Raw genomic sequence first — 25,657 nt, 5'->3', positions numbered from 1 at the left:
ATCAGGTCTTGGTGGCGGCGCCGATCTCTAGAGATTTATAGAGGTCGATATAACGTTCGGCGACTACATCCCAGGAATATCCCCGGGCAGCATCAAGCAGGGCTTGGCGCAAGGCATTCCCTTCGAAGGAGAGCCGCCGGTAGGCTGCTTCGATTGCATCGGCGGCCGCTTGAGGGCTGGTGAAATCGGCAAGCGTGATCAGGTCGTGCCGGTTTGCAAGAGCGGTATAGGCCTCGTTGGCGTTCAGGACCGGCAGCAGCCCCGCGCTCATGGCTTCCAGCGCAACCAGGCCGAAGCCCTCGTATTCCGAAGCCGAGGCAAAGATCGAGGCGTTCGAGATGATCTCCCGAGTCTTATCGTTATCCGGCGAAATATGAAGCGTGACGCTTTCCCGAAGACTTTTGTTTTCGATCTTCCGCTCGAGATCCGAACGATTCAGATCGGATTCGGTCCCGACGATATCGAGATGCCAGGCCGCATCGCGACCCTTTAAAGCGACCATGACATCCAGCAGATGATCCAGCCGCTTGTTGACGGAAAAGCGGCCGATGGTGACAAGGCGGCGCCGCTGTTTTTGAGATGCGCCGTCGGCGAATTTGCCGATGTCCACGCCGTTTTCGATCACGATGCTCGTCCTTGGCGAGATTTTGCGAAACTGTTCCAGATCGGAAACGCTGCAGCCGACAATGCGTTTGTACGCCCTTGCTGACATGCGTGTCAGCGTCTGGAACCACACTTTCTTGATCGCAGCATATTTTCGTGTGTGGAAGAAGGCGCCATGGGTGGTCGCGATCATCGGCTTGCCGTGCAGGAAACGTCCCAGCGCCAATGCATCGAAAAAGAAGTCGATTGCGTGCACGTGAATGAGCGAGGCATCTCCCAGGTGACGGAAGACTTGGGGTGCGATCGGATAGCGAGAGCTGCCCGACCAGGAGATGCGGACGACCTCGATACCGTCGATCACCTCGCGGGCCAGCAGTTTGTCGTCTCGCGTTGTGAAGAGCGAATCGAGCGTTATGACGCGGACGCGGTAGCCGTGTTTAATTGTCTGGCGGGCGAGATTGGCGACAACGTCCTCAAGGCCGCCACGGTTCGGAAGGAACTGGCGGACGACATGCACGATCAGCGGCGCAGCGCGTGTCTGCGGCACTGATGTGACGGTCTCTGTTTCCACTGCTGACATTGCGCCCACCTACCGGCCACATGGCCGCATCTCTCTGACCAGATACTGGATGGTGTTAAAGCGCGGTTTACGGGGAGCCCTGCGGAGCGGTTGTCGCGGAAGAAGGTTAACCGCGTCTGTCAGAAGGCCTTGAAGGTCAGCGTCGTCAGCGACCGTACGATGCCGGGGATATTGGCGATGTTGTCGTTGATGAATTTGCCGATATCCTGGCCCTCTTCGATGTAGATCTTCAGAAGCAAGTCGTAATCGCCGCTCGTTGAATAAAGCTCCGAGACGCGTTCCGTTTTGTAGATCGCGTCGGCAACGTCGTAGGTCTTGCCGGGCGCGCATTGGAGCTGGACGAAAATGGGCTTCATGAGGGTTTCCTGCGAAAAATTCTGATTGCGCGCATAATGCTCGAAAGCACTCTTCCGATGCAAGACGTTCCGTTATCCCGCTTCGGCTTCGGCGATGATCCAGCCGCGAAAGGCTGAAAGCGGCGCATAGTCGGCCCGCTCGGGAGGATAGGCGAGGTAATAGCGTTCGCTGCTTTCCATTTCCCGGTCGATCGCCGCGACAAGATCACCGCGCCTCAGTTCGTCCTGAATGAGAAATGTCGGAAGCAGCGCAACACCGAGACCGGCAATCGCTGCCTGTGCGGCAGTCGCAAACTGGTCAAAGAGCATACCGTGCACGTTCTGGAAGGCCACGCCGTTGGCCGCGAACCATTTCTCCCAGGCGTCAGTCCGCGTCGTCAGATGCAGAAGAGGAACATTCAGAAGATCCTCTGCCTTGGCGATGCCGTGTTGCTTGAAGAATTCCGGGCTGCAGGCGGGAACCGTCTTTTCCGACATCAGGAATGTGAGTTCCGCTCCCGGCCATTGCGGATGACCGAAATGGATCGCGGCATCGATGGAATCGAGCCGGAAATCGAAGGAGGAGAGCCGGGTGACGAGATTGATGGTCACGCCCGGGTTCTGGCTCAGGAACCGGCTGAGGCGCGGTGCCAGCCAGCGGGTGCCGAAGGTCGGCAGGATGGCGAGGTTCAGCGTTCCACCATGCGGATTGGCGCGGAGGTTCAGGGAAGCGCTGGATATACGGCGAAGCGCTTCGCGGACCTCGCGGGCATAGCTGTCGCCTGCAAGCGTGAGGCGCACCGTCTGGCGTTCGCGAAGAAACAGTTCAGCGCCGAGCTGTTCTTCCAGCGCCTTAATCTGGCGGCTGACGGCGCTTTGGGTGAGGTCGAGTTCGCGTGCTGCCGTCGTCACGCTGCCGGTTCGGGCGACGGCCTCGAAGGCGGCGAGCAATGAAATCGACGGCAGAAAACGTCGTGAAGGCAGCATGGCTCATTCCGATTGAGAATGATCTGTTTCCAAAACGTCGATATTCATGGCGCTGAAGCCCTTGTAAAGAACTTTATCCTGCAGAATCGGAATGACCCGGAGTTCTTTCATGCCGAGCGCCTTCGTTTCCACCGACCGCATCCGTTCGCTTTTCACCGAAGCGATGTCTCAGATGTATCGCGCGGAGGTGCCGCAATACGGCACGCTGATAGAGCTTGTGGCCGACGTGAATGCGGAGGTATTGGCAGGGAACCCCGAATTGCGCAAGCGGCTGGAGCGCGCGGGTGAACTCGACCGCATCGATGTCGAGCGCCATGGGGCGATCCGCCTCGGCACGGCAGACGAGCTTTTCACCATCCGCCGTCTCTTCGCGGTCATGGGCATGCAGGCGGTCGGCTACTACGATCTTTCGGTTGCGGGCGTGCCAGTGCATTCCACCTGTTTCCGGCCGGTCGACCAGGCCGCACTCAACGTCAATCCGTTTCGCGTCTTTACCTCGCTGCTGCGACTTGAGCTGATCGAAGATCAGAGACTTCGCGCCGAGGCGGAACGTATCCTGGCCAAGCGCCGCATCTATACGCCGCGCGCCATCGAACTGATCGAGCACCATGAGCAGGGCGGCGGCCTGACGGAGGCCCAAGCCGTCGAATTCGTTGCCGAGGCGCTCGAAACCTTCCGCTGGCATGGCGAAGCGACTGTGAGTGCGGAAACCTACAAGCGTCTGCACGATGCGCATCGCCTGATTGCCGATGTCGTCAGCTTCAATGGCCCTCATATCAACCATCTGACGCCACGTACGCTCGATATCGACGGCGTACAGCGGCGCATGCCGGAACGCGGCATCACGCCGAAGGCCGTCATCGAAGGTCCGCCGCGCCGCGACTGCGATATCCTGCTGCGCCAGACGAGCTTCAAGGCGCTGGAAGAGCCGATCGCTTTCGCGGGCGAGGCGGACAAGACGCAGGGCACGCATACGGCCCGCTTCGGGGAGATCGAGCAGCGCGGCGTTGCGCTGACGGCGAAAGGAAGGGCGCTCTACGACCGGCTGCTTGCTTCCGTCCGAAGCGAAGTGCAGGTCGGTGCTGCGGGAGCCAAGGCCAACGATTATGATTCCGAGCTTACCGGGCGCTTCAAATCGTTGCCGGACAGTTGGGACGCGCTGCGCTGCGAGGAGCTAGCCTTCTTTCACTATTCCGCGACGCCTGCCGGCATCGCGGCTGCCGCTGAGGGCAAGCTGCCGCGCGATACGGAGTCGCTGATCGCCGACGGCTATCTGGCTTTCGACCCGATCGTTTATGAGGATTTCCTGCCGGTCAGTGCGGCAGGCATCTTTCAATCCAATCTCGGCACAGATCAGCAGCAGAACTACGCGACGCGCTCCAACCGCGCAGCATTCGAAGAAGCGCTGGGCGTCGCCGTGCAAGACGAGCTGAGGCTCTATGCCGAGCGCCAGTCTGCCTCTCTTGACACCGCGATGAAGATGCTGGGGGTTGCGGCTCTGGAGCTGAAAACCGTTGCCTGAGGCTGCTTCCGCAATGCCGTGGACGGCGCTAGAGTGCCTGCCGCGTTTGCTTGGAATGGACTGACCGATGCTGAATGATCCACGCTCCCACGGGCTTTGGGAAAAGACCGCACCATTGCCGCCGGAGACATCCGCGCTGCAGGGCGCGGTGCCGGCCGATGTGGTGATCGTCGGCGGCGGCTACACCGGGCTGTCGTCCGGTCTTCATCTTGCCGAAGCCGGTTCGAAGGTCGTGCTGTTGGAGGCTCAGGAGATCGGTTTTGGTGGGGCCGGCCGCAATGTTGGACTGATCAATGCCGGCATGTGGGTGATGCCGGACGATCTGCCTGGCATTCTCGGGCAGACCTACGGCGACCGCCTGCTCGATATGCTGGGCCATGCGCCGCGCCTTGTCATGGAGCTGATCGAAAAGCACGATATCGCCTGCGAACTTGAAAAGAGCGGCACGCTGCATTGCGCCGTCGGCGCGGGGGGATTGAAGGAAATCGAGGCGCGTGCTGCGCAGTGGTCCGCGCGCGAGGCCCCAGTGACGCTGCTTGATGCCGCCGAGACCGCACGTCGCGTTGGCAGCAGCGCCTATGCCGGCTCGCTGCTCGATATGCGTGCGGGAACACTGCAGCCGCTCGCTTATGCGCGGGGTCTGGCGCATGCGGCTGTCAAGGCAGGCGTTTCGATCCATACTTCGAGCCCTGTTATCGCAACCGAACAAAACGGCAGCCGATGGACGGTGAAGACCAGGAGCGGGCAGGTGACCGCTGACTGGATTATCGTCGCTACGGACGCCTACAGCACCGGGCCGTGGGAACAAGTGCGTTGCGAGCAGGTACATCTGCCCTATTTCAATCTCGCGACGCCGCCGCTCGGCGATACTCTGCGCAAAGCGATCTTGCCCGGCCGCGAAGGCTGTTGGGATACAAAGGAGATCCTGTCCTCTTTCCGGATGGATCATGCCGGGCGCCTCGTTTTCGGTAGTGTCGGGGCGTTGCGCAATACCGGCGCTGCAGTTCATAGAAGTTGGGCGAAGCGCTCGCTGAAGAGGCTCTTTCCGCAGATCGGCGACGTGGAGTTCGAATACGAATGGTACGGCAAGATCGGCATGACCGACAATGCGCTGCCGCGCTTTCACAAGTTCGCTCCGAATGTCGTTGGCTTCTGCGGCTATAATGGCCGAGGTATTGCGCCTGGTACGGTATTCGGCCGTACGCTGGCGCACCATGTACTGGGCAGGATCGCGGAGGCCGACCTGCCCTTGCCGGTTACAGACCTGCGGGAGCCCGGCTTCCGCGCGCTCAAGGAAATGTGGTACGAAGCCGGCGCCCAGGTCGCCCACTTCGCCGACGCGCGCTTTTGAGTAAAAGCTCGCATTCAAGAAGAAGAAAGTTGGAAACACGACAATGACTATTGCTACGCTCGATCTCGCAGCCGAAACGAAGAAACTGCTTTCCGAACTCGGTGTCGATGCGGACCACTATACCGGCGGCACCCTGCGTGTCACTTCGCCGGTCACCGGCAAGGAAATCGGCCGGCTCAAGGAGCATTCCGTTGCGGATGCCAAAAAGGCGATCGACGAAGCGCACAACGCTTTTGCCGCATGGCGCGCGGTTCCGGCGCCGAAGCGCGGCGAACTCGTCCGCTTGCTCGGCGAAGAGCTTCGCGCCGCCAAGCCGGCGCTTGGCCGCCTTGTTTCGATCGAAGTCGGCAAGATCACGTCCGAAGGTCTCGGCGAAGTCCAGGAAATGATCGATATCTGCGATTTTGCGGTCGGCCTTTCGCGCCAGCTCTATGGCCTGACCATTGCAACCGAGCGCTCCGAGCACCGCATGATGGAAAGCTGGCATCCGCTCGGCGTCGTCGGCATCATTTCGGCCTTCAACTTCCCGGTCGCCGTCTGGTCGTGGAATGCGGCGCTGGCGCTGGTCTGCGGCAATTCCACTGTCTGGAAGCCGTCGGAAAAGACGCCACTGACGGCACTTGCCGTGCAGGCGCTGTTCGAAAAGGCGCTGAAGCGTTTCGTTGCTGAAGGCGGGCAGGCGCCGGCGAACCTCTCGACGCTGCTGATCGGCGGCCGCGCAGTGGGCGAAGTTCTCGTCGATCATCCGAAGGTGCCGCTGGTTTCGGCAACTGGCTCCACGGCCATGGGCCGCGCCGTCGGCCCGCGCTTGTCGCAGCGTTTTGCCCGCGCAATTCTCGAACTCGGCGGCAACAATGCTGCTATCATTTGCCCGACGGCGGATCTCGATCTGACGCTCCGCGGCGTTGCCTTCTCGGCGATGGGGACCGCTGGCCAGCGCTGCACGACGCTTCGCCGTCTCTTCGTGCACGAGAGCATCTACGACAAACTCGTGCCGCGCCTGCAGAAGGCCTATGGCTCGGTCACGATCGGCAACCCGCTGGAAAACGGTACGCTTGTCGGTCCGCTGGTCGACAAGGCAGCCTTCGACAAGATGCAGTCGGCTTTGTCCGAAGCAAAGTCGGCTGGCGGCAAGATCACGGGCGGCGAGCGCGTTGAAAACGGCGCTGCCGATGCCTTCTATGTGCGTCCGGCGCTTGTGGAGATGCCGTCGCAAACCGGCCCTGTCGAACAAGAGACCTTCGCACCAATTCTCTATGTCCTGAAGTACACGGATTTCGATGACGTGCTGGAACTGCACAATGCCGTGCCGCAGGGCCTCTCATCGTCGATCTTCACGAACGACATGCGTGAAGCCGAAACCTTTGTTTCCGCCCGCGGTTCGGATTGCGGCATCGCCAATGTCAACCTCGGCCCGTCGGGTGCCGAAATCGGCGGTGCTTTCGGTGGCGAAAAGGAAACCGGTGGTGGCCGCGAATCCGGCTCGGATGCCTGGAAGGCCTACATGCGCCGCACGACGAACACGATCAATTACGGCAAAACGCTGCCGCTCGCTCAGGGCGTCAAGTTCGACGTCGAGTGACCTACGAACACATTGGATCGGAAAGGGACGATGACGGTGACCCGCCATCGTCCCTTTCTTGCTCTACGGATCCGGCATTTGCCACAGCCGCGGGTGATCAACGCCACTCGAACAATATAGAATAATTCTAAAGTTGATTGATAACTTCAAGTATTTGTGAAGAGGCTTTGCAAGGCAAAACTTGAAAAGCTGGATCAAGAAAAATATACGAGCACGCATCACCCGGGGAGTTTGGGTGACACGGCCATGGAGGGCGTCAATGAAAATTTCTCTTACGCGCTTTTCCGCGCTTGCTTTTGCCGCCTCGCTTCTTGCTGCGACGACGCTGGCTTCCGCCGCGAGTGCGCAGGACGCCGAAGGCATCGTCGTCTATAACGCCCAGCATGAAAGCCTCGGCCGCGAATGGATCGATGCCTTCACCAAGGAGACTGGCATCAAGGTCACCATGCGCCAGGGCAGCGACATGCAGTTCGCCAACCAGATCATTCAGGAAGGCGACGCTTCCCCGGCCGACGTATTCCTGACCGAGAACTCTCCGGCAATGGCGCTCGTCGATAGCGCGGGTCTCTTTGCCCCGGTCGACAAGGAAACACTTGATCTGGTTCCGGCGCAGTACCGTCCGGCCGACGGGATGTGGACCGGCATTGCCGCCCGCTCGACCGTCTTTGTCTATGACAAGACGAAGCTCACCGAAGACAAGCTGCCGAAGTCTCTGCTCGATCTCGCCGATCCGGCCTGGAAGGGTCGTTGGGGTGCGTCGCCTGCCGGTGCCGACTTCCAGGCGATTGTGGGTGCGCTGCTGCAGTTGAAAGGCGAAGAAGCAACGGCTGCATGGCTGAAGGCCATGAAGGAGAACGCAACACCCTACAAGGGCAACAGCGTTGCCATGAAGGCGGTCAACGCCGGCGAAGTCGAAGGCGCGGTCATCTACCACTACTACTGGTTCGGCGATCAGGCGAAGACAGGCGAAAACAGCAAGAATGTCGGCCAGCACTACTTCAAGAACCAGGATCCCGGCGCTTTCGTCAGCGTTTCGGGTGGCGGCATTTTGAAGTCCACGCAGCACATGAAGGAAGCCCAGGCATTCCTGAAGTTCGTCGCCGGCAAGGGCGGCCAGGACATCCTGAAGAACGGTACATCCTATGAATACGCGGTCAGCGGCGAATCGAACGACAAGCTCGTCCCGCTTGCCGATCTCAATGCACCGAAGGTTGAGGCTTCCGAACTCGACAGCAAGAAGGTCGTCGAGCTGATGACGGCTGCTGGCCTGATCTAAGCCTTTCTGCCGCAGGCGGATCGAGTCAAAACTATTGCTTTTGGCTCAAGAAAACCTTAGGGCATGTCAGCCCGGGCAACCGCTTCAGATAGAGGCGGTTGCCTTCCTTTTTCAGCGTACAAAGGCGCCGGCCTTGCTGCAAGACAACAGATCCCTTGTTTCCGGGCTCGCGCCCGGCAATAGGGCGCCAGTCAGCGGAACAGGTTTGCTGCGCGGGCGCATGCCCCACGCCTCCGTCGTCGTCTTTGCAACGCTGGTCGCAGTTATGAGCCTCGTACCGCTCGGCTTCATCGGCTGGGTTACCGCCGATGTCGGCTGGCAAACGGTAAAGGCACTGGTCTTCCGTCCGCGTGTCGGTGAGCTGCTCGTCAACACCATCTTGCTTGAAGCACTCACCATTCCCTTGTCGATTGTGCTTGCCGTGACGCTCGCGTGGCTGACGGAGCGGACCAATGTTCCGGTTCCGCGGTTGTGGTCCTGGCTTGCTGTCGCGCCGCTTGCCGTTCCGGCCTTCGTGCACAGCTATGCGTGGGTGAGCCTCGTTCCCGGCATGCGCGGCCTGCAGAGCGGGGTCTTCGTTTCCGTGCTTGCCTATTACCCTTTTCTCTACCTGCCGGTCGCTGCCGCCCTTCGCCGCCTCGATCCGGCGATCGAGGATGCGGCGGCGTCGCTTGGCCTTGGCCCTTGGCGCGTCTTCTTCCGCGCGATCCTGCCGCAGTTGCGGCTTGCGATCTGTGGAGGCTCGCTCCTGATCGGGCTGCATCTCCTGTCGGAATACGGGCTTTACGTGATGATCCGCTTCGACACTTTTTCGACCGCGATCGTTGATCAGTTCCAGTCTGCCTATAACAGCCCCGCAGCCAACATGCTCGGCGGTGTGCTCGTCGCTTGCTGCCTCTTCCTGCTCGGCCTGGAAATTCTGCTCCGCGGCAACGAGCGCTACGCCCGCGTCGGCTCCGGTTCCGCGCGTCCCGCCGATCGCCGCCATCTCGGCTGGTTTGTCGTACCTGGTGTTCTGCTGCCGGGAACGCTTGGTGTGCTGACGCTCGGCGTGCCGCTCATGACGCTCGGCCGCTGGCTCTATCTAGGCGGCACGGAGATCTGGCGGCTGGATGCTGTCGGAAATGCTTTCGTTCAAACGATCGTCCTTGCGGTCGCTGGCGGCGTGTTGACGTCGATCGCGGCCGCGCCGATGGCCTGGTTGTCGGTCCGCGCACCGGGACGATTCCAGCGATTGCTCGAAGCCTGCCATTATTATGTCGGCTCGCTTCCCGGCGTTGTTGTGGCGCTGGCACTGGTGACGATCACCGTGCGGCTGGCGCTGCCGCTCTACCAGACTTTTGCGACCCTCATCGTTGCCTATGTCCTGCTCTTCCTGCCGCGCGCGATGGTCGGCCTTCGTGCCAGCATCGCGCAGGCACCTGTAGAGCTGGAGCGGGCGGCCATGGGCTTGGGGCGCACGCCATCGCAGGCCGTGCGCCAGATTACCATGCGCCTTGCTGCCCCGGGCTTTGCTGCAAGCGTTGCGCTGTCGGCGCTCGGCATCACCAACGAGCTGACGGCAACGCTGATGTTGTCGCCGAACGGTGTTGAAACGCTGGCAACGAAATTCTGGTCGCTGACCAGCGAAATCGACTATGTGTCGGCCGCTCCTTATGCGGTGATGATGATCGTGCTGTCATTGCCGCTGACGCTTCTTCTTTATGCCCAATCGAAACGGACTGCCGGCCAATGACACTGCTTACGATCCAGTCTGTCAGCAAGCACTATGGCCCGGTGAGAGCTTTGGACAAGGTGACGCTGGACGTTGCCGCCGGCAGCCGCACCGCCGTTGTCGGCCCCTCGGGTTCCGGCAAGACGACTTTGCTGCGCATTGTTGCGGGCTTCGAGCGGCCAGATGAAGGGCAAGTCATCCTGAATGGCGAAGTGCTCGCGGATGGCTTGGCAACCGTTCCCGCCCACAAGCGCGGCATCGGCATCGTCTCGCAAGACGGCGCGCTTTTTCCGCATTTGAGCGTTGCCGACAATATTGGCTTCGGTTTCGAGCGTGGCGCTCGCGATCGCGAAAAGCGGATCGTCGAACTGCTGGATATGGTCGAGCTCGACCGCAACATGCTGACGCGCCGTCCTCACCAGCTTTCCGGGGGTCAACAGCAGCGTGTGGCGCTCGCGAGAGCCCTCGGCCGCAAGCCGCGTCTCATGCTGCTCGACGAGCCCTTCTCGGCGCTCGATACCGGCCTTCGCGAACACATGCGCAAGGCCGTCGCCCGCGTCCTCCAGGCGGCGGATATCACGGCGATTCTCGTCACCCATGATCAAGCAGAGGCTCTCTCTTTTGCAGATCAGGTCGCGGTGCTCAGGGAAGGCAAGCTGATCCAATCGGGTTCACCGCAATCGCTCTACCTGCAGCCGAAGGACCGCGAAACCGCACTCTTCCTCGGGGATGCGGTGATGCTTCCGGCGATCATCCGCAATGGCTTTGCCGATTGCGCGCTCGGCCGCGTCGCAGTGGAAGGCGGCCATCAAGGCAAGGCCGAGATCATGCTGCGGCCGGAGCAGATTCGCGTCGTTGCCGATGAAAGCGAGCCCGCCTCTGGAGGCCGCGTCGTTGAGGTGGAGTTCGGCGGTGCGACCTGCACCGTGGCGGTGTCGCTGGAAGGGGTGGCGCTGCCGCCGATCCTCATCAAGACATCCAGCGTGGCTTTGCCAGAGCGCGGCGATCGTGTTCGCCTTGATATCGCCGGCAAGGCGCATGTCTTCGGCGGCCGTTAAGCCGTCTTTCGCGAAACACTTTCCGTTTCCGCCTGCTCCAGCCAGCCGCCCGTAAAGCCGGCACGTTCGAGGCCGAGCCGGATGATCGGCGACCGTTGCATCAGGCTCCAGATGAACTCCGACCGATCGTTTTCGATCGTCATCACCAGCAGTCCCTGGTCGATCGCGACGCACCGGTCGTCCACCCAACCTTCGGGCCGGGCGGTCTTCACTGATGGATTGAAGCCGCCCGGAAAGCGGCCTTCGCAGAGCAGATTGGGATAGGCAGCCAGCAGCGCCTCCAGGCCGTCGACCGCCGCCTGTCGGTCATAAGGCAATGCCGCAAGCGCCGCCCACGGTGCGATTGTCCCGTCGTCCGGGCCAAGTGGTGCACCGCGCGCGGCGTAACCCAGAACCTTCGGATGCCGGCCGCTACGCATGTTCCGCGTTGGCGGCGGACCGTCGGAGGCGGAAAATCCCCAGACATTCCTGTTGTAGCCGACGAAGTGCCCGGGATTGCGCTCGGCATAATCGCGCTGGACGGCGATCGAAACCTGGGTGTTGCGGAAATAGTCCCAGTCGCGTGCAGCCATCTCCCTGTCCTGAATCCCGCGGAAGTCGACCCAGGCATGGGAGAAAAGGTGAATGAAAAACGGTCCGGCATAAAGATAGGGCTGCTTGCCGAAGAGCATCCAGGAATAGCTTGAGACGAAGGCATCGTAGCTCGATTGCGGGATCGGATGGGTGGGCGAAGCGAGCGCTAGCGTGTAGAGCAGGATCGCCTCGTCATAGCCCTGCCAGCGCCAGCGCAGAAAGCCGCTTCCAGGCTTCCAGCCCATGCAGACGGTCTGTCCTTTATTCAACGCCCAATGCCAGTCGATGCGCTCATAGATGAATTTCACCAGTTCGCGGATTTCCGTCTCGATCGGATCGGCGCCATCGAAGTAGGCCGCAGCCGTCAGCATGCCGGCGACGAGCAAGGTCGTGTCGATCGTTGAGAGCTCGCTGTTCCATGCGCGGTGGCCGGTATCCATATGCAGGAAGTGGTAATAAAAGCCACGATAGCCGGTCGCATGGCGCTCGCGCCCTTGATGGCTCCCGGCAAAGAAGCGCAGCGTCGTGATCGTCCTGCCTGCCGCTTCCGCCTGCGTAATCCATCCGCGTTCGACGGCGACCGTATAACTTGAAAGCGCAAAGCCGGTGGCAGCGATGCTGCAGGGAACGTCGGGTATTGACGTATCCGCGACCAGGCCGTTTTCGGGATTGGAATACTTCAGAAAATAGTCGAATGCGGATTTCTGCAGCCTGTCGATCAGCGCGGCATCCGTGTCGTCAAATCGTTGCAGCATACATCAAACCAACCGTTGTCCGCCCTCGTTCAACATGGCGATGCATTGCGCACAAATCAAATTCTTTTCAGATAATGCGACAAATGGCTCGTTTGGCGCTGGCGCGGCGATATCGATTCACAACAAAACCCCTTTCGGCGGATTATTAAGTATCTGATGTTATCGCGCCCGACCTGTTGGGGTGGACGGCCCCCGAGCGGCATCGAAATGTGCCAGAGTGAGCCGTTAACGATCTCAAACGAAGGAGCCGTCCGTGGATCAGATTATCCGTATTGGCATGGATACGTCAAAGCACGTCTTTCAATTGCATGGTGTAAACGCCGCCGAGCAACCGATCTTGCGCAAGAAGATGCGCCGCAAGGAGATGGTGGATTTCTTTGCGAATTGCCCACCGACCGTGATTGCGATCGAAGCCTGCGGCGCTTCGCATCACTGGGCCCGGTTGCTGACGGGGCTCGGACATGAGGTCAAGCTGATCGCGCCACAACTGGCGAAGCCCTACGTCAAGCGCGGCAAGAATGATGCGGCCGATGCCGAAGCGCTATGCGAGGCGATGAGCCGTCCGACGATGCGGTTCGTTCCGGTGAAGAGTGCGGATCAGCAAGCCGCGCTGATGCTGGTGGGCATGCGCGAGCGCGCTGTCGCCGCACAGACGCAGCTTGCCAATACAATTCGTGGCTATGCAGCTGAGTTCGGGCTGACGGCGGCCAAAGGCATGTCTCATATTCCGCTCCTTCTGGAACGCACCATGATTGATGAAAGCGTTCCGGCTGTGGCGCGTGAGCTGTTTACGTCTCTCGCTGAGGAATTTGCGCAGTTGGGGGATCGCCTGAAAGAGGTGGAGGCAAAACTGATGGCCTGGTATCGCAACAATGAATGTTGTCGCCGTCTTGCAAAGATCCCTGGTGTCGGACCGATCGGCGCGGTCTTGCTGGCGATGAAAGCTCCGGCCCCGGAACAGTTTACATCCGGAAGGCAGTTTGCCGCCTGGATGGGCCTAACGCCCAGAGACCATTCGACTGCGGGCAACGTCAGGCTCGGTGTCATTACGAGGGCCGGCGATGAGACCTTGCGCAAGACATTGGTCGTGGGTGCGACCTCGCGGCTTCAACAGGTAAGAGCGGGACGTGGAAAGAGCACTTCGCCTTGGCTCATCGAGTTGCTCAAGCGCAAGCCACCCAAGCTCGTGGCTGTCGCGCTGGCCAACAAGATCGCCCGGATCGCCTGGAAGATAATGGTGACCGGCGAGGACTACAAAGGTAATGCTCGCGACCGGCTCTGGCCTGCGCAGCATAGAGAGATCAGTCAGGTCTAGGTTAGCAGGTTACAGATGCTGCCGTGCCGATCTGATGCGTGAACTTGCAAGGAACGAGCAGATGGTGTGATCGATCGATCCGAGACGTGGGACACTCCGTATCTCTCAGTGGCCGTTGAAGGTCGCCGACCTGTTTGGAACTCACGTCGCGGAACCCATCTTGGCCAGCGTTCATGTGCGAGCGCAACAACAGGCCGGACATATGAACGCAAGCGATCTCGATCAAATCATCATAGGAGTTCTTGCAGGGAGGGGGCCGTCCACATATGAGAGATAGGTGGCGTTTTGTGGTGCGCCGAAGGGTTTCGCCGGCAGTTTGCCGAACGCGGCTTGCCGATCGCCATCCGCACCGACAACGGCCGGCCGTTCGCCAGCCCCAACGGCCTCTACAATCTGTCGAAGCTGTCGGTGTGGTGGCTGAGCCTCGGGTCGTCCTAAAGCGCATCAGGCCGAGCCGTCCTGTCGCCAAACTCCCCTCCGGGGCGCTTTGGACAGGCCGGTGTGAGGGCGAAATAGGGGCCAACCCACCACACCTGTACTGCTGCACCCACATCCTTCACCCCAGGAGCTCAGGAGCTCTGTGGGTTTAGTGTACGGGTGGCTACTTCGGTCGTTGCGCCCACCACTCGCCGTCAGCTGTGACGATCCTCGCGTCTGCGTCTTAGGCTCTTTGAGGAGGCCACCCCGCGCTGCCGTCCGCCGCTTTCTTCATGGTGATCGCACCAGGGGCGCTCGTGAATATCAAGCCAGCGCGTTGGTATCGCGCCACACCATGGTCGAGGGAGGCAATCGGGTCTCTGGCATGGGCGACCCGTCCTACAGCTGCTGATCCTCGTGCTCGTCATTGGCAGCTCGAACATCGCACTGCCTGTACGAGCCCCGCCTGCGTTTCGATCGTCTGCCAGAGCGCAAGGATGCGCTCCATCTGCTTGATGAGCGGCGACTTGTAGAGACCCTTGGAGAGGAAGAACCCTACCAAGTGAGAGCTTCTGAAGGCGTTGTATTCGGCTTTGTCGCGAGTGATCCGCCGATCGCCGGAGATTACAATCCATCGTCCCTCGGCACTGAGCTCCCCGATCCATTGCACGTCCTTCACGCCGGGACCAAACCGCTCCCGAACATGGATGATTTCGTGCTTTCCAGAAAACAATGCATGTAGGGAGTAGGGAGCGCGCGAGCGCGGGTGGAAGGTTTTCCTCTACCAAAACCTTCACGCAGCTCTCTTTAATCCGTGTTCAAACTGCACCGCGTCGCGAACCACGCTGACTGGCACTTCGAATATTCGTGCGACATCCTCGACCGATCCCTCTGCCTCGACGGCATCGGCAAGCGCAACAGTCGGAACGCCTGACTGTGAGGCAACCGGCTGACCGAATGCGCGATCGGGATCGATCACGATCGACTGCTTGCCGTTGAACGGACGCCACCGGGCAACCGCATCATCCTCGATGTCGAGTTCTTTGAACGTGCGCTCAACGACCTGCTGGAACACGTACTGTCGGCGTTCTAGATCGAGGAGCTTCGGCTCTACAGATCGCTCGATGCTTTGTAGGAAGATCGTGCGGCCATCTGTCTGAAAGCGACGCGTGGAGAAAGGGCGCTCGTCGTTCGCGCATGTGCGAGCAAAGTCGAGGCAGTTGCGTATCGCCAATAGGCTGACGCCAGCGTCTATGAATTCCTTGACGAACCGAAGCTCGATGAGATCGCGGAAGCCGATTTCCAGATGATCCTCGATCTCCGCATGCTGCGTTGTCCAGAGCGGCGGCATGTGGTGTTCTTTGCCCGAGCGCCGGAAAGTGTAGCCGCGAAGCCAACGGTTCACGTTAAGAGCAGACGTTTTCAGAAGTCTAGCGGCCTCCGGCGCGGTGTAAGAACCTACGCCGATCGCATCAACAGCCGATGAGTGTCCTTGCGTCGAAGCCATGTACGGCAACCTACTGATGTCCACACGGCCCGCAAGATGGAAATAGTCCAAGGGCGAAAGGATTATTTTGAAACTTCGTGGGAACACGGCGGTGAGCCGTCGAGCATTCCAAGAACGGGAGAGCCATGAGCACAATTCCGCTCCTCGGGGTCTTGAGGTGTCGTGAAGTGATAGCGGGTCAGACTTCACGGCTTCCAACGCCAGATCCCTTTTCGCGGTGGCGACAAGGTGGCGACACGAGAAAACCCCTTTCGGACTTCTCAAGACGTCGTACCGGTAAGGAATTGATTTTACTGATGCTCGACCCGAGAGATAGGTGACGTTTTGTACCGGAGATGGGGTATTCGGCTTTCGCCCCATCTTCTACGGTGATGCAGGGAGGTGCTGCGCTTCGAGCTGATGATAGAACGTGGTCTGTTCAAACAGCCACAAGCATCAGGAAAGGAAGCGCAGCATGAAGCACTTTATTGGCCTCGATGTCTCGGTAAAAGAGACTGCCGTTTGCATTATCGACGAATCCGGCAAGATCTGTCGTGAGGTGAAGGTTGTCAGCCACCCTGACGATCTCATTGCGGTGCTGAAGGACCCGACCTGGAACGTCGAGCGGGTCGGGCTTGAAGCCGGACCTTTGTCGCAGTGGTTATTCGAAGGGCTGGCCAGGGCGGGATTGCCGGTCATCTGTATCGAGACGCGCCATGTGAAGGCCTTCCTGAAGGCGCAGCCCAACAAGACGGATCGCAACGATGCGCGCGGCATCGCGCAAATGATGCGCGTCAATCTGTATCGCCCAGTGCATGTGAAGACGCTGACGAGCCAGAAGCGGCGGGCGCTCTTAGCGGCCCGCAAGCTGCTGCAGGAAAAGGCGATCGCCATCGAGAACGACATCCGCGGCCTTCTGCGCAATTTCGGGCTGAAGGTTGGCGCCGTGGGAACGGCAAAGTTCGAAGAGCGCATTCGGGAGCTCACCGAAGGCATGCCCGACCTCGCGGCGATCATGGAGCCATTGCTTGCCGCCCGAGGGAAGCTGCGTACCGAATTTGCGCGCCTGCACAGACAAGCCCTTGCGGTGGTGAAGGATGATGCCACCTGCCGGCGCCTGATGACGATCCCGGGTGTCGGCCCCGTGGTGGCGCTCGCCTATACCGCGACAATAGACATTCCGCAGCGCTTCAGAAACTCCAAGGCGGTGGGATCGATCCTGGGACTAACGCCGAAGCTCCACGAGTCCGGGGAAAGCAAGCGCGTCGGCTGCATATCGCTATGCGGGGACGGCACGATGCGCACTTTGCTCTATGAGGCTGCCCAGCTGCTGCTGACGCGCGTGGGGAAATGGTCGTGGCTGAAGGCTTGGGCGATGAAGATCGCCAAGCGGCGCGGCATGGCGAAAGCGAAAGTCGCACTCGCTCGTCGCCTAGCGGTCGTCATGCATCGCATGTGGCTCGACGGCACTGAATTCCGCTGGACGCGGGAAGCCATGACATCAGCGAGCTGACAAGAGGTCAGAAGGAGAAAGACACATAGTTCCGCCAGTTGGCGGAAGGACGTCCTTCGCAGGACGATGGATGAGGCAAGTTCGAACCTATGTCTGTGCCGATCGCATCACGCGGTAATCACGTCCCGGAGATTGAACCGCCCCATTCTCCTAACCCCATGCTGGGAGGGCGAAACGCCGATCCCGAAGAGAAGCGAGGACCTGCGGAAGATGTCATGCCCCAAAGAGGTGGAGACGCTCGTAAGTGCTTGACGCCAACACGCCGAATAGAGAAGACATAGGTAACACTTTTCGCTTTTTGGAGGCGCAGGAAAAAGAAGACGCCAAGTTGCCCTCGCTTAACGACACAAACCTTGTCCACGGCGAGGAAACGGCAGACTTTTTCCGCAACGAACATGCCTTCAATGGCAGGCGCTTTTCGCTGATCATCTCCAACCCGCCCTGGGCTGAGCCGGAGGGCGCAACTCGTACGTCAGCCGACGATTGGGCGGAGCGGGCGGGGCTCCTTTCGTTCGCCGCCAAATCGCCGGCGCCTATGCGCTTCGCGCCATCGATTTCCTGACCAATGGCGGCCGTGTTTGCCTCATCCTGCCCATCGGACTGTGCTTCGCATGCAATTTTGGCTCTGACGCAGTTTTGGTGATGATGGATTCTATCCCGCGCCGATGACGCGGGCTTGGAGGAGATCAATTTTTCCGCGGCCATACATCTGCCGTTTCACAAGTTTGAGCTTGGTGATCTGCCCTTCCGTCTGGCCGTTCGACCATGGCGAAGTAATCGCGGCGCTGACGGCAGCACGGTCTTTGACGACGCCGTTGGCGAAGGAGGTTACCAAACCCGTTCGGGCGCTCTCCAACCATGGATCGAGATTAGCGATGGATTTCTTACGGATCATCGCCTGGAAGGCGGCAGTGGCTTCCCGCGCCTCGACGAGCAGCGGCACGCCGCCTCCAATCGCCGCAACCGTCACGGTTTCAGAGGTCGTCGCGACCGATGGTCATAAGACGCGCGATGGTGCTGGCCGGAGGCGCTCGGCTCAAGGCACCGTCATCGACCTTTTCTGCTTTTCGACGGGGTGTGGCCCACTCGGTAACAACGCGAAGGCAGCCACGGAACCCTTGGCTCTTGAGTTGCCGCCATAGCTCCGTTCCATTCTGGTGTCCGGCCGCCCATTGAGCGTCAAGCCAGGGTAGGTAGAGTTCGAGCGAGTTCGCACGGACGCGGAAGACATCCGAACGTTGACCACGCAGTATGCGTCGGACAAGGCCGCGACTGTATCCGGTCCGGCGCACGATCTCCTTGATTGTTGGTCTAAGCGTCGAAGTTCACGGAACGGAGGTTGGCTTCGTCCTGCATCTTCCTATGTCGAAGGCTTACTTGTGTCCTAATTCACCGGTTGTCTAGTCAAGATGATACGAGATGGCATGTGCACGGAACGACTATAATAAAGTCCAAATAAAGTCCCATCCTCCTGAAGCTTAAGCGACTCAGAAGCATTCTCACTTGGCAATAGAAGCGTCCCGTTATAAATCTTTCCCCATACATAACGCATTCCTGGTTCCCGTATTATAGAATTACCGCCCCAGGAATTGAAAACCTTCACGCGAGTTCCTTGAACTTCCGTTATTATAAAATAAGTATCGAGCGTTCCCTCCCACTGACCGCGCCATACACCTATAAACGGTTTTATATTTGGGTCCTCAGTCGTCATCGGTTTGATCTCTGCCGGAACTTTAGCCGGCAGCAAAGTTTCAACAGGATTGATATCTGTTATGGGAATTTCTTCACCACCACCCAACAGAATGATATTCTCATCGCGGTGAACCATCATGGAGGTTGCGAAGTTGGCGGTAGAGAATACGAAGCTGAGCGCAGTGATCGCGGCAATTTTGCTCATGACCTGTACCCTTTCGCGACTATCGGTTGGCGGCCTGTGCCAAGTTAGCGCCCCTCTCAGAAGGCGGAACTCTCAGGATTTCACCCACAACCTCGTTGCCGCGGCGAAGAAGGTTCAGGATTGGGCAGAACCGCTCTACTGCTGAGTTTAGGTGCGATAGATCTTCGATCTCTGTGACGACCGTAGCGATGTAACGGATCTCGTGAGGATAAATCAGAGCATCCTCAAATCCCGGTGTCCCAGCACGGGAGTCGATCTGACCGGACACGTCAACACGAACATCATCGAGGGGTATACGCAGATCCGCCGCTTGGATGAGATAGGTGTGCGTGAGACAACTGGATAACGCACCAAGCAACAGTTCAGGAGACGTAGCCCCAAGATCGTAGCCTGCGAAACTCGCAGGACTGTCTGAGACAATTTGAAAATCCCTGATTCTAATCCGTCGGATACCGCTTCGTCCCTCAGCTGTGGCGCTGGCGGATATCGTGACAAGTGCCGCGTCGGGCGTGCGATGGACCCATTCGCGCCTTAACAGTAATGCGGCACGTTTTTGTTGCAGAAACTCCCGGAGCGTCGACATCAGGTTTCCCTTTTGGTGCGTTGCTAAAGAGACCAAGTAAAGACGGAATCCCCACGGACCTCGCGCCAGGTTTTTCCTCTGTTGTCGCCATCACTGTCGGTAAGGTTTTTTGAAATTGCCAGCCGAAGCTGCGCGCCTAAAGGCTGACCGCACGAGATCCATTCAGAAAGGCCTTCGATGAATTTGTTCCGATAGTCCCCTCCACCAAAACTCCGGAGAAAGCCGCGGTTCCAAATCGCTCCGGCGGTCCAGTCATTGGCAAGGATCGCCACACCAATGGCCTGCGGATCTCCGAAAACCCCGGCGTTGAAACCAGACGGGATTTTGGGATCATTCAAACCAATAACGAGGAAATCAGGCCTGGTCTTTGACATGAATGATGAGAAGGCAAGCGTGCCGGGCGGTCCACCTGGAATATCAAGGGGCTCCCGATCGGCATGTTTATAGTTATGGCGTAGCGCCTCGTTGCTGGGCGTGATGCCGGATGGATCGTTTCCGAACCTTTGCGTCATCTGAACGAATTTGCACAACCGTGCGGCGGTAGCTTGGAAACCCTGTTCCGTCCGCTCCAGTATCTGAACCTCTTCTGCCAATCCTCGATTCCTGAGGGGGATGACCACCTTCCCCCCAATCTGGCAAATGTCGAAGAGGTAAGTCGGAAACGTGAATGAAGAAGCGGTGTACATCACCCGATCAAACGAGCCAATGTCCGTCGGCAGCACATTTCCGTCACCCAGTTTCACCGCAACTTCGCCTAGGCCGAGCTTCTCCAAATTTACTTGGGCTCGCTTGACAAGCTCCGGTATGATCTCAATGCCGGTCACATTCCGAGGTTCCTGCGAAAGTTCGGCCATCATGGCCAACAACCAGCCGGTACCGCAGCCGATCTCAAGCACCCTGTGGCCTGGTTGAACGTCCAGGGCAGCAAGAAGATGCATGATAAAAGCTGGCTCAGAACTTGACGCCTGGAAACTCTCACCCTTGTTTCCGACGTACATCAGCGGCTGGTTTGAATAGATAAGTGGAAGTGCACCATGATCATCTCGCGAGCGGGTCGGGCCATCCCACATCTCCGACACCAGTCGAAAGTGCTCGACGAATTCATGTCGCGGATATTTTCTGAAAGCCTGCTCCATCGCTTGTGAGACATCAATACGACTGCCGTAGATCGGGGTGTATGAGACAACCGTCTTAAGCAGGCTGTTGTTAAGCTCAGCGACATCTGCTGCTACCATGTGCTATATCCTCCCGAACAAAATCGTGTTTACGGCTGTTTCATGTGTCCCCAAGACTCTGAGGTCTCGATCTATCAAATGGTCAAAGTGTCCACCCCAGATTACCGACCCAAGATCGAGCGTGACCCCGATGAGGCACAACGTCTGGCAGGCTAAACCCGCCTCTATCAGGGCAAAGCGATAGCCTCTTTCCTGGTATTTCCGAGTTGACCGCTCCAAATCGATCGTTTGAACCACGGCGAAAGCCGGCAAAACGGCCTGCTCAAGTCCAAGGGCTTTCCGAAGCTCGTTTCTATCTGCCTTCGGTTCCACCATGATGATTTTGCGGTTTTGCGGTGAGCAGTAGGCTATGAAGGGGTTGGGAACGCCATCGACATTTAGGCCGATTATGTAGTGCTCGACGGCGTAGATAGCTCCCGCAGAGGAGTATGATCTGCGACGTCCATTGATGAGTTCGCTGGGATCCGGGAGTTTTCTTGCCATGACAGCTTGTCGAAACAGGTCTCCGACAATCGAGATTGGAACCGGTGATTTTGAAAAATTCCTGGTGCTCTTTCGTCTGAGCAGGATGCGCGACAGGAGGCCCGCCTGATCATCTTCTGGGGCTGCGAAAATCGCGTCGCCAGCGTAGGCCTTTGGCACGTCGACAAGCCGGCTCCGCGCCCGAGAGTTATTGTTGAAAAAGGCAACACGCCGACCCCACGCTATGCGATTTTCCCGATAAAGACGGGTTGCTTCGTGCGTGAACTCAATGAACTCCGTAGCGGTCTGATCGGGCGTAGCGATTACCATCGGTCATCCTCATGCAAAGGGCTGTAACTGGCGGTTCAGCCTGAATATCGTGGTCCTCAACAAAGACATGGAAACGCGCTCCAAGCGTCGCCGATCGTCGGCTACGACACGCTCGCCGCAGGTGAGCGGCTGAAGCCCCGGCACGAGAGCCTTCACAACGTGAAATCCCATCTCCCGGATATCGGCTGGGGTAATATCGACGAAGTAGCTTCGGTATCCGCGCTCGCTCAGGCGCTCAGCAATCATTTTGACTGTCGCGTCGGCGTCCGTTTCATCGAGTGCTGTCGTTTCGTTCGGCCTGTCAGCGGCCCCGCTATTCTCGAAAAACCAAGTCGCCGACTCTGCCGCCGACGGTTGGCTATAGTATCGGCCGTGATCCACGAAATCGCGTATGTCGACCGACGACAATCGAGGCGGCGACTTGCTCTGCCAGAAAATCATTCCTTGAAGGATATGGTATGCCTCAAGGACGGCCTTCTTGTCGGCCTCGGATGCACTGCACGCAGCACTGGCACCTAAACAAAATCCGAACTCACGCTTCGGCATAGTCAATCTTGCCAAGGAGACCGGGACAATGTTCTCGACAGAGATATCATACAGTTCCGCAGTGATGCCGCTGTAGCCGATTGTCTGCCCGAGGGCCTCTGTTATATCGCAAGCACGCGTCTTCCTGACAGGCGCTGCAGAAAGCAACCAACGTGAAGAAAAGGCGTCCCTCTCAATAACTTCGAGGAGTCCGGAAAGCCGAGCTTGGCCTACGCTTATTCCCGCGCCTAACCCGGTCGATGTGCGTTGGGCAAAATTTTCACCGGGCAGTATTTTTCCCAGGCGCAGCCAAACATTGGCAGCCGGCACCAGCATCCTCTCGCCCGACAAACTGTCCTCCGCTTCGACCCAGCGAATAGGCTCATCTTCATTAAACCGCTGGTACGGAAAATCTTGAGTGAAACTTTCGTCTGCGAAACCTATCCACTCCCTGGGATCAACCGCGGATTGACGGAGCTCGGAGAATGGTGCGATGGATGTTCGACAAGAATCGAAGCTATATGCCGAGTATCGTTCCACCGCCTCCCCGATCATGGACCACAATGCGTCGAGACGGGTTAGACCACTGCCTGACACGATAATCTTTGCTGTGTCCTCTCGGTATCGCGCGCCGTCGACGAAAGCATAGGGATATGCCAATGCGCCTCGATAAGTGTGAACGACAGGGCCGGCCGGCAACGATTCGATATAGTCGACCGAAGTCACGATGCCGGCGCGGCGATCAACTAACGCCTTGAGGATATCGTCGAGCATCTTGTCACCGCCTTAATCGCGCAATTGGATCAAGGGTGCCACACGCCTCGCATCTTGGGAGGCGCCTAACCGGTGACGATCTGAAATCAAAGGTCCTTACATCGATAGAAAGCTGCTCATTCAGAAGGACATTTACCCGCTCTCCTTGCACCAGCCGTGATATGACCGCAACGATGAGGGCTTCGAAGAGAGCCAAGGAGGGTGATGTAATCCCGCTTCCTTTCGCGGCAATCCAGTGACGCCTGTGCAGTGTAGCGTCCCTATATGCCGCCTCTGTACGTTGCTCGAGACATTCGAAGCAGGAAGTCTGCCCTGGAAAAAGAACAGGGCCTATTTCAAGGTGCGATGAACTGGTGCAAGCAAACAGGACCGGCTTGCCGCGAGTAATGGCGAAGCGGTTCCAATTCTGCAGAAAATCATAGTCGTATGGATCGGCAATGATGACGCCGTAGTCCGCATCCTCTTCATTGCTCAGTTCAAATCCATGAGCATTTAGCCGATCAATCAGTGCACCTGCCGACACGTTCGACACGACAGATACCTTTGCCACGGCATCAGTGGGCTTGTGGCAACGGGAACTGAACGAATCTACGTCAATAAGGATGCCCGTCTTAACAAATTCGCCGATCAAAGCGGACGCCTCCGCATCGTCTGCGACCCGTTTAAGAATCTCTGCCGAAAGCGCGTCAGACAGCAAGCCGTCGACTAGATCCCCAATCACTGGGTTGACCGCGGGAAGACGCAGCGTTCGGCCCGGCGAAATGACGAGAAATTCACGCTGATGCCTTCCCCGGTAGATTTGAACGGCTTCATCGAGTCTGTAGGACATCGCAACTCCAACCGATTGGGCGGGCGTTCGGCCCGGCGACAAGTTTTCTTGCCGCCGGACGACGCTAATTGCCTCGGCTTCAGCAACTGCTGGCGCCACCATCACAGTTACCGCAACTGCAACCGCTGGATGATCCAGTGTCGCAGTTGGCGCAGGTCGAAGCGAGATCGTTCTGGATCTGCTCGTCCTCGAGTTCATCGGTCAGATCAAACAAAATGCCCTTGAGTAGATGTTCGTTCGTGGGCTTCTGAATATCGATTGTGGAAGTGTCTTGAGGCGTCATCACAATTCTCCATTCATTCACGTTCAGGGTGATTATCAGTTCGCGCGACACGCAAAAAGATAAATTTTATCATCTTCACAATCAATACGCGTTACAAAATGTGATCGCCCGATGTTGTTTTTTCTGGGTTACTTTGAGTCATTTTGTTTCAATATTAGGTCATTGTAGGAATTTTTTTGTAAATAGTGCGACTTTTCTAGAAAATGAATGCATCACTGCATTATCGCTGGGCTAGGGAAAGGCACTGATTTGTTCATTAGAAATCGATTGCTTTGCATTGCAACCAGACGAGTAGCATTGAGCTACGGCGGCGCCGCCGATAGGGCTGTCGCCCGCCACTTGCCGGCGTAGGCGACCATAGATTTCTGTTTCCAATGAAAACCACTCAAACCTATTCCTCCCGGTTCTCGTCTTTCCACGGTGAGAAACGAAAAGCGGCCGGTTGCATCACCACTTTCAGTTGCCTCTGCCATCAAAGGTCCCGACGAGACCTTCCCGGTCTGGGTCATCGCCAGCCATTCGATCAGCGTTCGCACCGCTAACTCAGCGGGCCTCACGCGTTGGGCGCTTTCGAGGGGCAACAGGCGGCGCCAAACCCGCAAGGGGCTCACTCAGCATAACGTCACTCATGATTTCTCCAGCGTATATTGCGGATCATTATGCAACGTTATAACGTATCATTCAAGAGACTATGTCGTCTCGACAAGAACCTGGTGGAGACATCCATGGCAGAGCGCATGACGGCGCATTACCGCAGCCCCGTTTCTCACACCGTTGTCGCCGCGGCGCTCGATGCAGTAGACAAGACATGCCGCGAACCCGGGCTCCAGTTCACGACGATCCGCCGCCAGGTCATGGAGACGCTGATCAGGGCAGGCCAGCCGCTCGGTGCCTATGAACTGATGGGGGCCCTGCAGGACTCTCTCGGTCGCCGCCTCATGCCGCCGACCGTCTACCGGGCGCTCGAGTTCCTCCAAGAACAGCACTTCGTCTCCCGTATCGAGAGCAGGAACGCTTTCGTGCCGTGCGCTCATCTCGATCATCCGCACGCGTGCGTGTTCTTCATCTGCGACAATTGCGGCGCCTCAGCTGACGTCGAGGATCGAACGATCGAGTGCGCAGTCGCCCGCGATACCGCCTCCCTGGAATTTCGCATCGCTCGCCGCGTCGTCCGTCCGAGCAGGCAGTGAAGATTGGCCACCGTTCGAAGGCATCGCAGAACGACCGCATCATGGACGCAGCGGTACCGACATGATCGACCATTCGAGCGAGACGAAGTCTGCGGCGAGGGGGAAACAAAAAAAGAGCGTTTCGCGTTGGCCGCCCAATGGCGCGCCACGGCATCCTGCAATGCGCTTTCTCTTGCTTACACACTGCTTACATGGCGGGCGTTGAAAGGCATGAAGCAAGAAGCGCCCCGAAAGGACTCTCTTAACCGATTGTTTTCTTTTGAAAAACTGGAGCGGGCGAAGGGATTTGAACCCTCGACCCCAACCTTGGCAAGGTTGTGCTCTACCCCTGAGCTACACCCGCTCAATCCGCATCGGTCCGGGGTAGTTGATGGACCGTGGGCTGCCACCTTGCGGCGACGGGCGCTATATGGCCCAATCGATTTTCAAATGCAACAGGGAAATGACGGAAAGGCCAAGAAAAATTCGAAGTGCCCGGAAGC

23 protein-coding genes, 1 tRNA gene and 2 pseudogenes are annotated in these 25,657 nt (G+C 58.4%); 11 read left to right on the top strand and 15 right to left on the bottom strand.

Features of this window, described 5'->3' with window-relative positions; genetic code table 11:
• Position 1 precedes the first annotated feature (1 nt).
• The 3 genes from N2599_RS17170 to N2599_RS17160 form a co-directional block, all read right to left on the bottom strand.
• On the bottom strand, positions 2-1,183 hold the full coding sequence (locus N2599_RS17170; RefSeq protein ID WP_027512107.1) for a glycosyltransferase family 4 protein: 1,182 nt from the start codon (positions 1,181-1,183) through the stop codon (positions 2-4).
• A gap of 119 nt (positions 1,184-1,302) precedes the next feature.
• Positions 1,303-1,539, bottom strand: a complete 237-nt coding sequence (locus N2599_RS17165) for an Lrp/AsnC ligand binding domain-containing protein (protein WP_027512108.1) — start codon at positions 1,537-1,539, stop codon at positions 1,303-1,305.
• Between the two features lie 72 nt (positions 1,540-1,611).
• Entirely contained in the window at positions 1,612-2,505 is an 894-nt protein-coding gene (locus N2599_RS17160) for a LysR family transcriptional regulator (RefSeq protein ID WP_027512109.1), read from the bottom strand.
• A 91-nt stretch (positions 2,506-2,596) separates the two neighbouring features.
• Here N2599_RS17160 and hglS point away from each other — a divergent pair, with 91 nt between their 5' ends.
• From hglS to N2599_RS17130, 6 genes are all read left to right on the top strand, one after another.
• A complete protein-coding gene (gene hglS / locus N2599_RS17155) occupies positions 2,597-4,027 on the top strand; it encodes a 2-oxoadipate dioxygenase/decarboxylase HglS (RefSeq protein ID WP_027512110.1) in 1,431 nt (476 codons plus the stop codon).
• Positions 4,028-4,094: 67 nt separating this feature from the next.
• Positions 4,095-5,378: an NAD(P)/FAD-dependent oxidoreductase gene (locus tag N2599_RS17150; protein ID WP_027512111.1), complete on the top strand. Its 1,284-nt coding sequence runs from the start codon at positions 4,095-4,097 to the stop codon at positions 5,376-5,378.
• A 43-nt stretch (positions 5,379-5,421) separates the two neighbouring features.
• Positions 5,422-6,960 (top strand): L-piperidine-6-carboxylate dehydrogenase, encoded by a 1,539-nt coding sequence (gene amaB, locus N2599_RS17145; RefSeq protein ID WP_027512112.1) that lies wholly within the window; start codon positions 5,422-5,424, stop codon positions 6,958-6,960.
• A gap of 259 nt (positions 6,961-7,219) precedes the next feature.
• A complete protein-coding gene (locus tag N2599_RS17140; RefSeq protein WP_027512113.1) occupies positions 7,220-8,236 on the top strand; it encodes an iron ABC transporter substrate-binding protein in 1,017 nt (338 codons plus the stop codon).
• A gap of 220 nt (positions 8,237-8,456) precedes the next feature.
• Complete coding sequence (locus N2599_RS17135) at positions 8,457-9,971, top strand: ABC transporter permease (RefSeq protein ID WP_244915109.1); 1,515 nt, start codon at positions 8,457-8,459, stop codon at positions 9,969-9,971.
• Entirely contained in the window at positions 9,968-11,008 is a 1,041-nt protein-coding gene (locus tag N2599_RS17130) for an ABC transporter ATP-binding protein (RefSeq protein ID WP_027512115.1), read from the top strand. The genes N2599_RS17135 and N2599_RS17130 overlap by 4 nt, the downstream gene beginning before the upstream one ends.
• Here N2599_RS17130 and N2599_RS17125 read toward each other — a convergent pair.
• Positions 11,005-12,336 carry a glucoamylase family protein gene (locus tag N2599_RS17125; RefSeq protein WP_027512116.1) on the bottom strand — a complete coding sequence of 444 codons (1,332 nt, stop codon included), beginning with the start codon at positions 12,334-12,336 and terminating at the stop codon, positions 11,005-11,007. The two genes, N2599_RS17130 and N2599_RS17125, sit on opposite strands and share 4 nt — an antisense overlap.
• Positions 12,337-12,589: 253 nt before the next feature.
• On the opposite strand from N2599_RS17125, the gene N2599_RS17120 reads away from it, so the two are divergent.
• Together N2599_RS17120 and N2599_RS17115 are read left to right on the top strand one after the other, a co-directional pair.
• Positions 12,590-13,651, top strand: coding sequence for an IS110 family RNA-guided transposase (locus tag N2599_RS17120; RefSeq protein WP_260307462.1), 1,062 nt, complete (start codon positions 12,590-12,592; stop codon positions 13,649-13,651).
• Between the two features lie 297 nt (positions 13,652-13,948).
• Positions 13,949-14,112 (top strand): annotated as a pseudogene (locus N2599_RS17115) (IS481 family transposase); the annotation flags it as partial.
• Positions 14,113-14,492: 380 nt separating this feature from the next.
• On the opposite strand, the gene N2599_RS17110 reads toward N2599_RS17115, so the two are convergent.
• Both N2599_RS17110 and N2599_RS17105 read right to left on the bottom strand, forming a co-directional pair.
• Positions 14,493-14,801: a PIN-like domain-containing protein gene (locus N2599_RS17110; protein WP_260307461.1), complete on the bottom strand. Its 309-nt coding sequence runs from the start codon at positions 14,799-14,801 to the stop codon at positions 14,493-14,495.
• Positions 14,802-14,861: 60 nt separating this feature from the next.
• Positions 14,862-15,575, bottom strand: coding sequence for a hypothetical protein (locus N2599_RS17105; RefSeq protein ID WP_027513948.1), 714 nt, complete (start codon positions 15,573-15,575; stop codon positions 14,862-14,864).
• A gap of 454 nt (positions 15,576-16,029) precedes the next feature.
• On the opposite strand from N2599_RS17105, the gene N2599_RS17100 reads away from it, so the two are divergent.
• Together N2599_RS17100 and N2599_RS17095 are read left to right on the top strand one after the other, a co-directional pair.
• Positions 16,030-17,067, top strand: a complete 1,038-nt coding sequence (locus N2599_RS17100; protein WP_027513959.1) for an IS110 family RNA-guided transposase — start codon at positions 16,030-16,032, stop codon at positions 17,065-17,067.
• Between the two features lie 244 nt (positions 17,068-17,311).
• A complete protein-coding gene (locus N2599_RS17095; RefSeq protein ID WP_027511804.1) occupies positions 17,312-17,629 on the top strand; it encodes a hypothetical protein in 318 nt (105 codons plus the stop codon).
• A 90-nt stretch (positions 17,630-17,719) separates the two neighbouring features.
• On the opposite strand, the pseudogene N2599_RS17090 reads toward N2599_RS17095, so the two are convergent.
• The 8 genes and pseudogenes from N2599_RS17090 to N2599_RS17055 form a co-directional block, all read right to left on the bottom strand.
• Positions 17,720-18,371: pseudogene (locus tag N2599_RS17090) on the bottom strand (transposase); the annotation flags it as partial.
• A gap of 80 nt (positions 18,372-18,451) precedes the next feature.
• On the bottom strand, positions 18,452-18,964 hold the full coding sequence (locus N2599_RS17085; RefSeq protein ID WP_027511803.1) for a hypothetical protein: 513 nt from the start codon (positions 18,962-18,964) through the stop codon (positions 18,452-18,454).
• A 19-nt stretch (positions 18,965-18,983) separates the two neighbouring features.
• Positions 18,984-19,547 (bottom strand): OsmC family protein, encoded by a 564-nt coding sequence (locus N2599_RS17080; RefSeq protein WP_027511802.1) that lies wholly within the window; start codon positions 19,545-19,547, stop codon positions 18,984-18,986.
• Positions 19,548-19,570: 23 nt separating this feature from the next.
• The gene (locus N2599_RS17075; RefSeq protein WP_027511801.1) at positions 19,571-20,782 is read right to left on the bottom strand and encodes a protein-L-isoaspartate O-methyltransferase family protein; all 1,212 of its coding nucleotides are present in this window, start codon (positions 20,780-20,782) and stop codon (positions 19,571-19,573) included.
• A 3-nt stretch (positions 20,783-20,785) separates the two neighbouring features.
• A complete protein-coding gene (locus N2599_RS17070; protein ID WP_027511800.1) occupies positions 20,786-21,574 on the bottom strand; it encodes a SagB/ThcOx family dehydrogenase in 789 nt (262 codons plus the stop codon).
• A 9-nt stretch (positions 21,575-21,583) separates the two neighbouring features.
• Positions 21,584-22,873: a YcaO-like family protein gene (locus tag N2599_RS17065; RefSeq protein ID WP_027511799.1), complete on the bottom strand. Its 1,290-nt coding sequence runs from the start codon at positions 22,871-22,873 to the stop codon at positions 21,584-21,586.
• 4 nt (positions 22,874-22,877) lie between these two features.
• Positions 22,878-23,702: a TOMM precursor leader peptide-binding protein gene (locus tag N2599_RS17060; RefSeq protein ID WP_027511798.1), complete on the bottom strand. Its 825-nt coding sequence runs from the start codon at positions 23,700-23,702 to the stop codon at positions 22,878-22,880.
• A 79-nt stretch (positions 23,703-23,781) separates the two neighbouring features.
• The gene (locus N2599_RS17055; protein WP_027511797.1) at positions 23,782-23,985 is read right to left on the bottom strand and encodes a hypothetical protein; all 204 of its coding nucleotides are present in this window, start codon (positions 23,983-23,985) and stop codon (positions 23,782-23,784) included.
• A 725-nt stretch (positions 23,986-24,710) separates the two neighbouring features.
• Between N2599_RS17055 and N2599_RS17050 the strand changes: the two genes are divergently transcribed.
• Positions 24,711-25,175 carry a Fur family transcriptional regulator gene (locus N2599_RS17050; protein WP_051336704.1) on the top strand — a complete coding sequence of 155 codons (465 nt, stop codon included), beginning with the start codon at positions 24,711-24,713 and terminating at the stop codon, positions 25,173-25,175.
• A 268-nt stretch (positions 25,176-25,443) separates the two neighbouring features.
• Here the strand turns inward: N2599_RS17050 and N2599_RS17045 are convergent.
• A tRNA-Gly gene (locus tag N2599_RS17045) sits at positions 25,444-25,518 on the bottom strand.
• Between the last annotated feature and the right edge of the window lie 139 nt (positions 25,519-25,657).

Source organism: Rhizobium sullae, assembly GCF_025200715.1.
GTDB classification, from domain to species: Bacteria; Pseudomonadota; Alphaproteobacteria; order Rhizobiales; family Rhizobiaceae; genus Rhizobium; species Rhizobium sullae.
This window is presented reverse-complemented; position numbering and strand designations above follow the sequence as displayed.

Coding starts and splice junctions, on each gene's coding strand:
- N2599_RS17170 (WP_027512107.1), bottom strand. CDS start 1,183: ATGTCAGCAGTGGAAACAGAGACCGTCACATCAGTGCCGCAGACACGC.
- N2599_RS17165 (WP_027512108.1), bottom strand. CDS start 1,539: ATGAAGCCCATTTTCGTCCAGCTCCAATGCGCGCCCGGCAAGACCTAC.
- N2599_RS17160 (WP_027512109.1), bottom strand. CDS start 2,505: ATGCTGCCTTCACGACGTTTTCTGCCGTCGATTTCATTGCTCGCCGCC.
- hglS (WP_027512110.1), top strand. CDS start 2,597: ATGACCCGGAGTTCTTTCATGCCGAGCGCCTTCGTTTCCACCGACCGC.
- N2599_RS17150 (WP_027512111.1), top strand. CDS start 4,095: ATGCTGAATGATCCACGCTCCCACGGGCTTTGGGAAAAGACCGCACCA.
- amaB (WP_027512112.1), top strand. CDS start 5,422: ATGACTATTGCTACGCTCGATCTCGCAGCCGAAACGAAGAAACTGCTT.
- N2599_RS17140 (WP_027512113.1), top strand. CDS start 7,220: ATGAAAATTTCTCTTACGCGCTTTTCCGCGCTTGCTTTTGCCGCCTCG.
- N2599_RS17135 (WP_244915109.1), top strand. CDS start 8,457: ATGCCCCACGCCTCCGTCGTCGTCTTTGCAACGCTGGTCGCAGTTATG.
- N2599_RS17130 (WP_027512115.1), top strand. CDS start 9,968: ATGACACTGCTTACGATCCAGTCTGTCAGCAAGCACTATGGCCCGGTG.
- N2599_RS17125 (WP_027512116.1), bottom strand. CDS start 12,336: ATGCTGCAACGATTTGACGACACGGATGCCGCGCTGATCGACAGGCTG.
- N2599_RS17105 (WP_027513948.1), bottom strand. CDS start 15,575: ATGGCTTCGACGCAAGGACACTCATCGGCTGTTGATGCGATCGGCGTA.
- N2599_RS17100 (WP_027513959.1), top strand. CDS start 16,030: ATGAAGCACTTTATTGGCCTCGATGTCTCGGTAAAAGAGACTGCCGTT.
- N2599_RS17085 (WP_027511803.1), bottom strand. CDS start 18,964: ATGAGCAAAATTGCCGCGATCACTGCGCTCAGCTTCGTATTCTCTACC.
- N2599_RS17080 (WP_027511802.1), bottom strand. CDS start 19,547: ATGTCGACGCTCCGGGAGTTTCTGCAACAAAAACGTGCCGCATTACTG.
- N2599_RS17075 (WP_027511801.1), bottom strand. CDS start 20,782: ATGGTAGCAGCAGATGTCGCTGAGCTTAACAACAGCCTGCTTAAGACG.
- N2599_RS17070 (WP_027511800.1), bottom strand. CDS start 21,574: ATGGTAATCGCTACGCCCGATCAGACCGCTACGGAGTTCATTGAGTTC.
- N2599_RS17065 (WP_027511799.1), bottom strand. CDS start 22,873: ATGCTCGACGATATCCTCAAGGCGTTAGTTGATCGCCGCGCCGGCATC.
- N2599_RS17060 (WP_027511798.1), bottom strand. CDS start 23,702: ATGTCCTACAGACTCGATGAAGCCGTTCAAATCTACCGGGGAAGGCAT.
- N2599_RS17055 (WP_027511797.1), bottom strand. CDS start 23,985: ATGACGCCTCAAGACACTTCCACAATCGATATTCAGAAGCCCACGAAC.
- N2599_RS17050 (WP_051336704.1), top strand. CDS start 24,711: ATGGCAGAGCGCATGACGGCGCATTACCGCAGCCCCGTTTCTCACACC.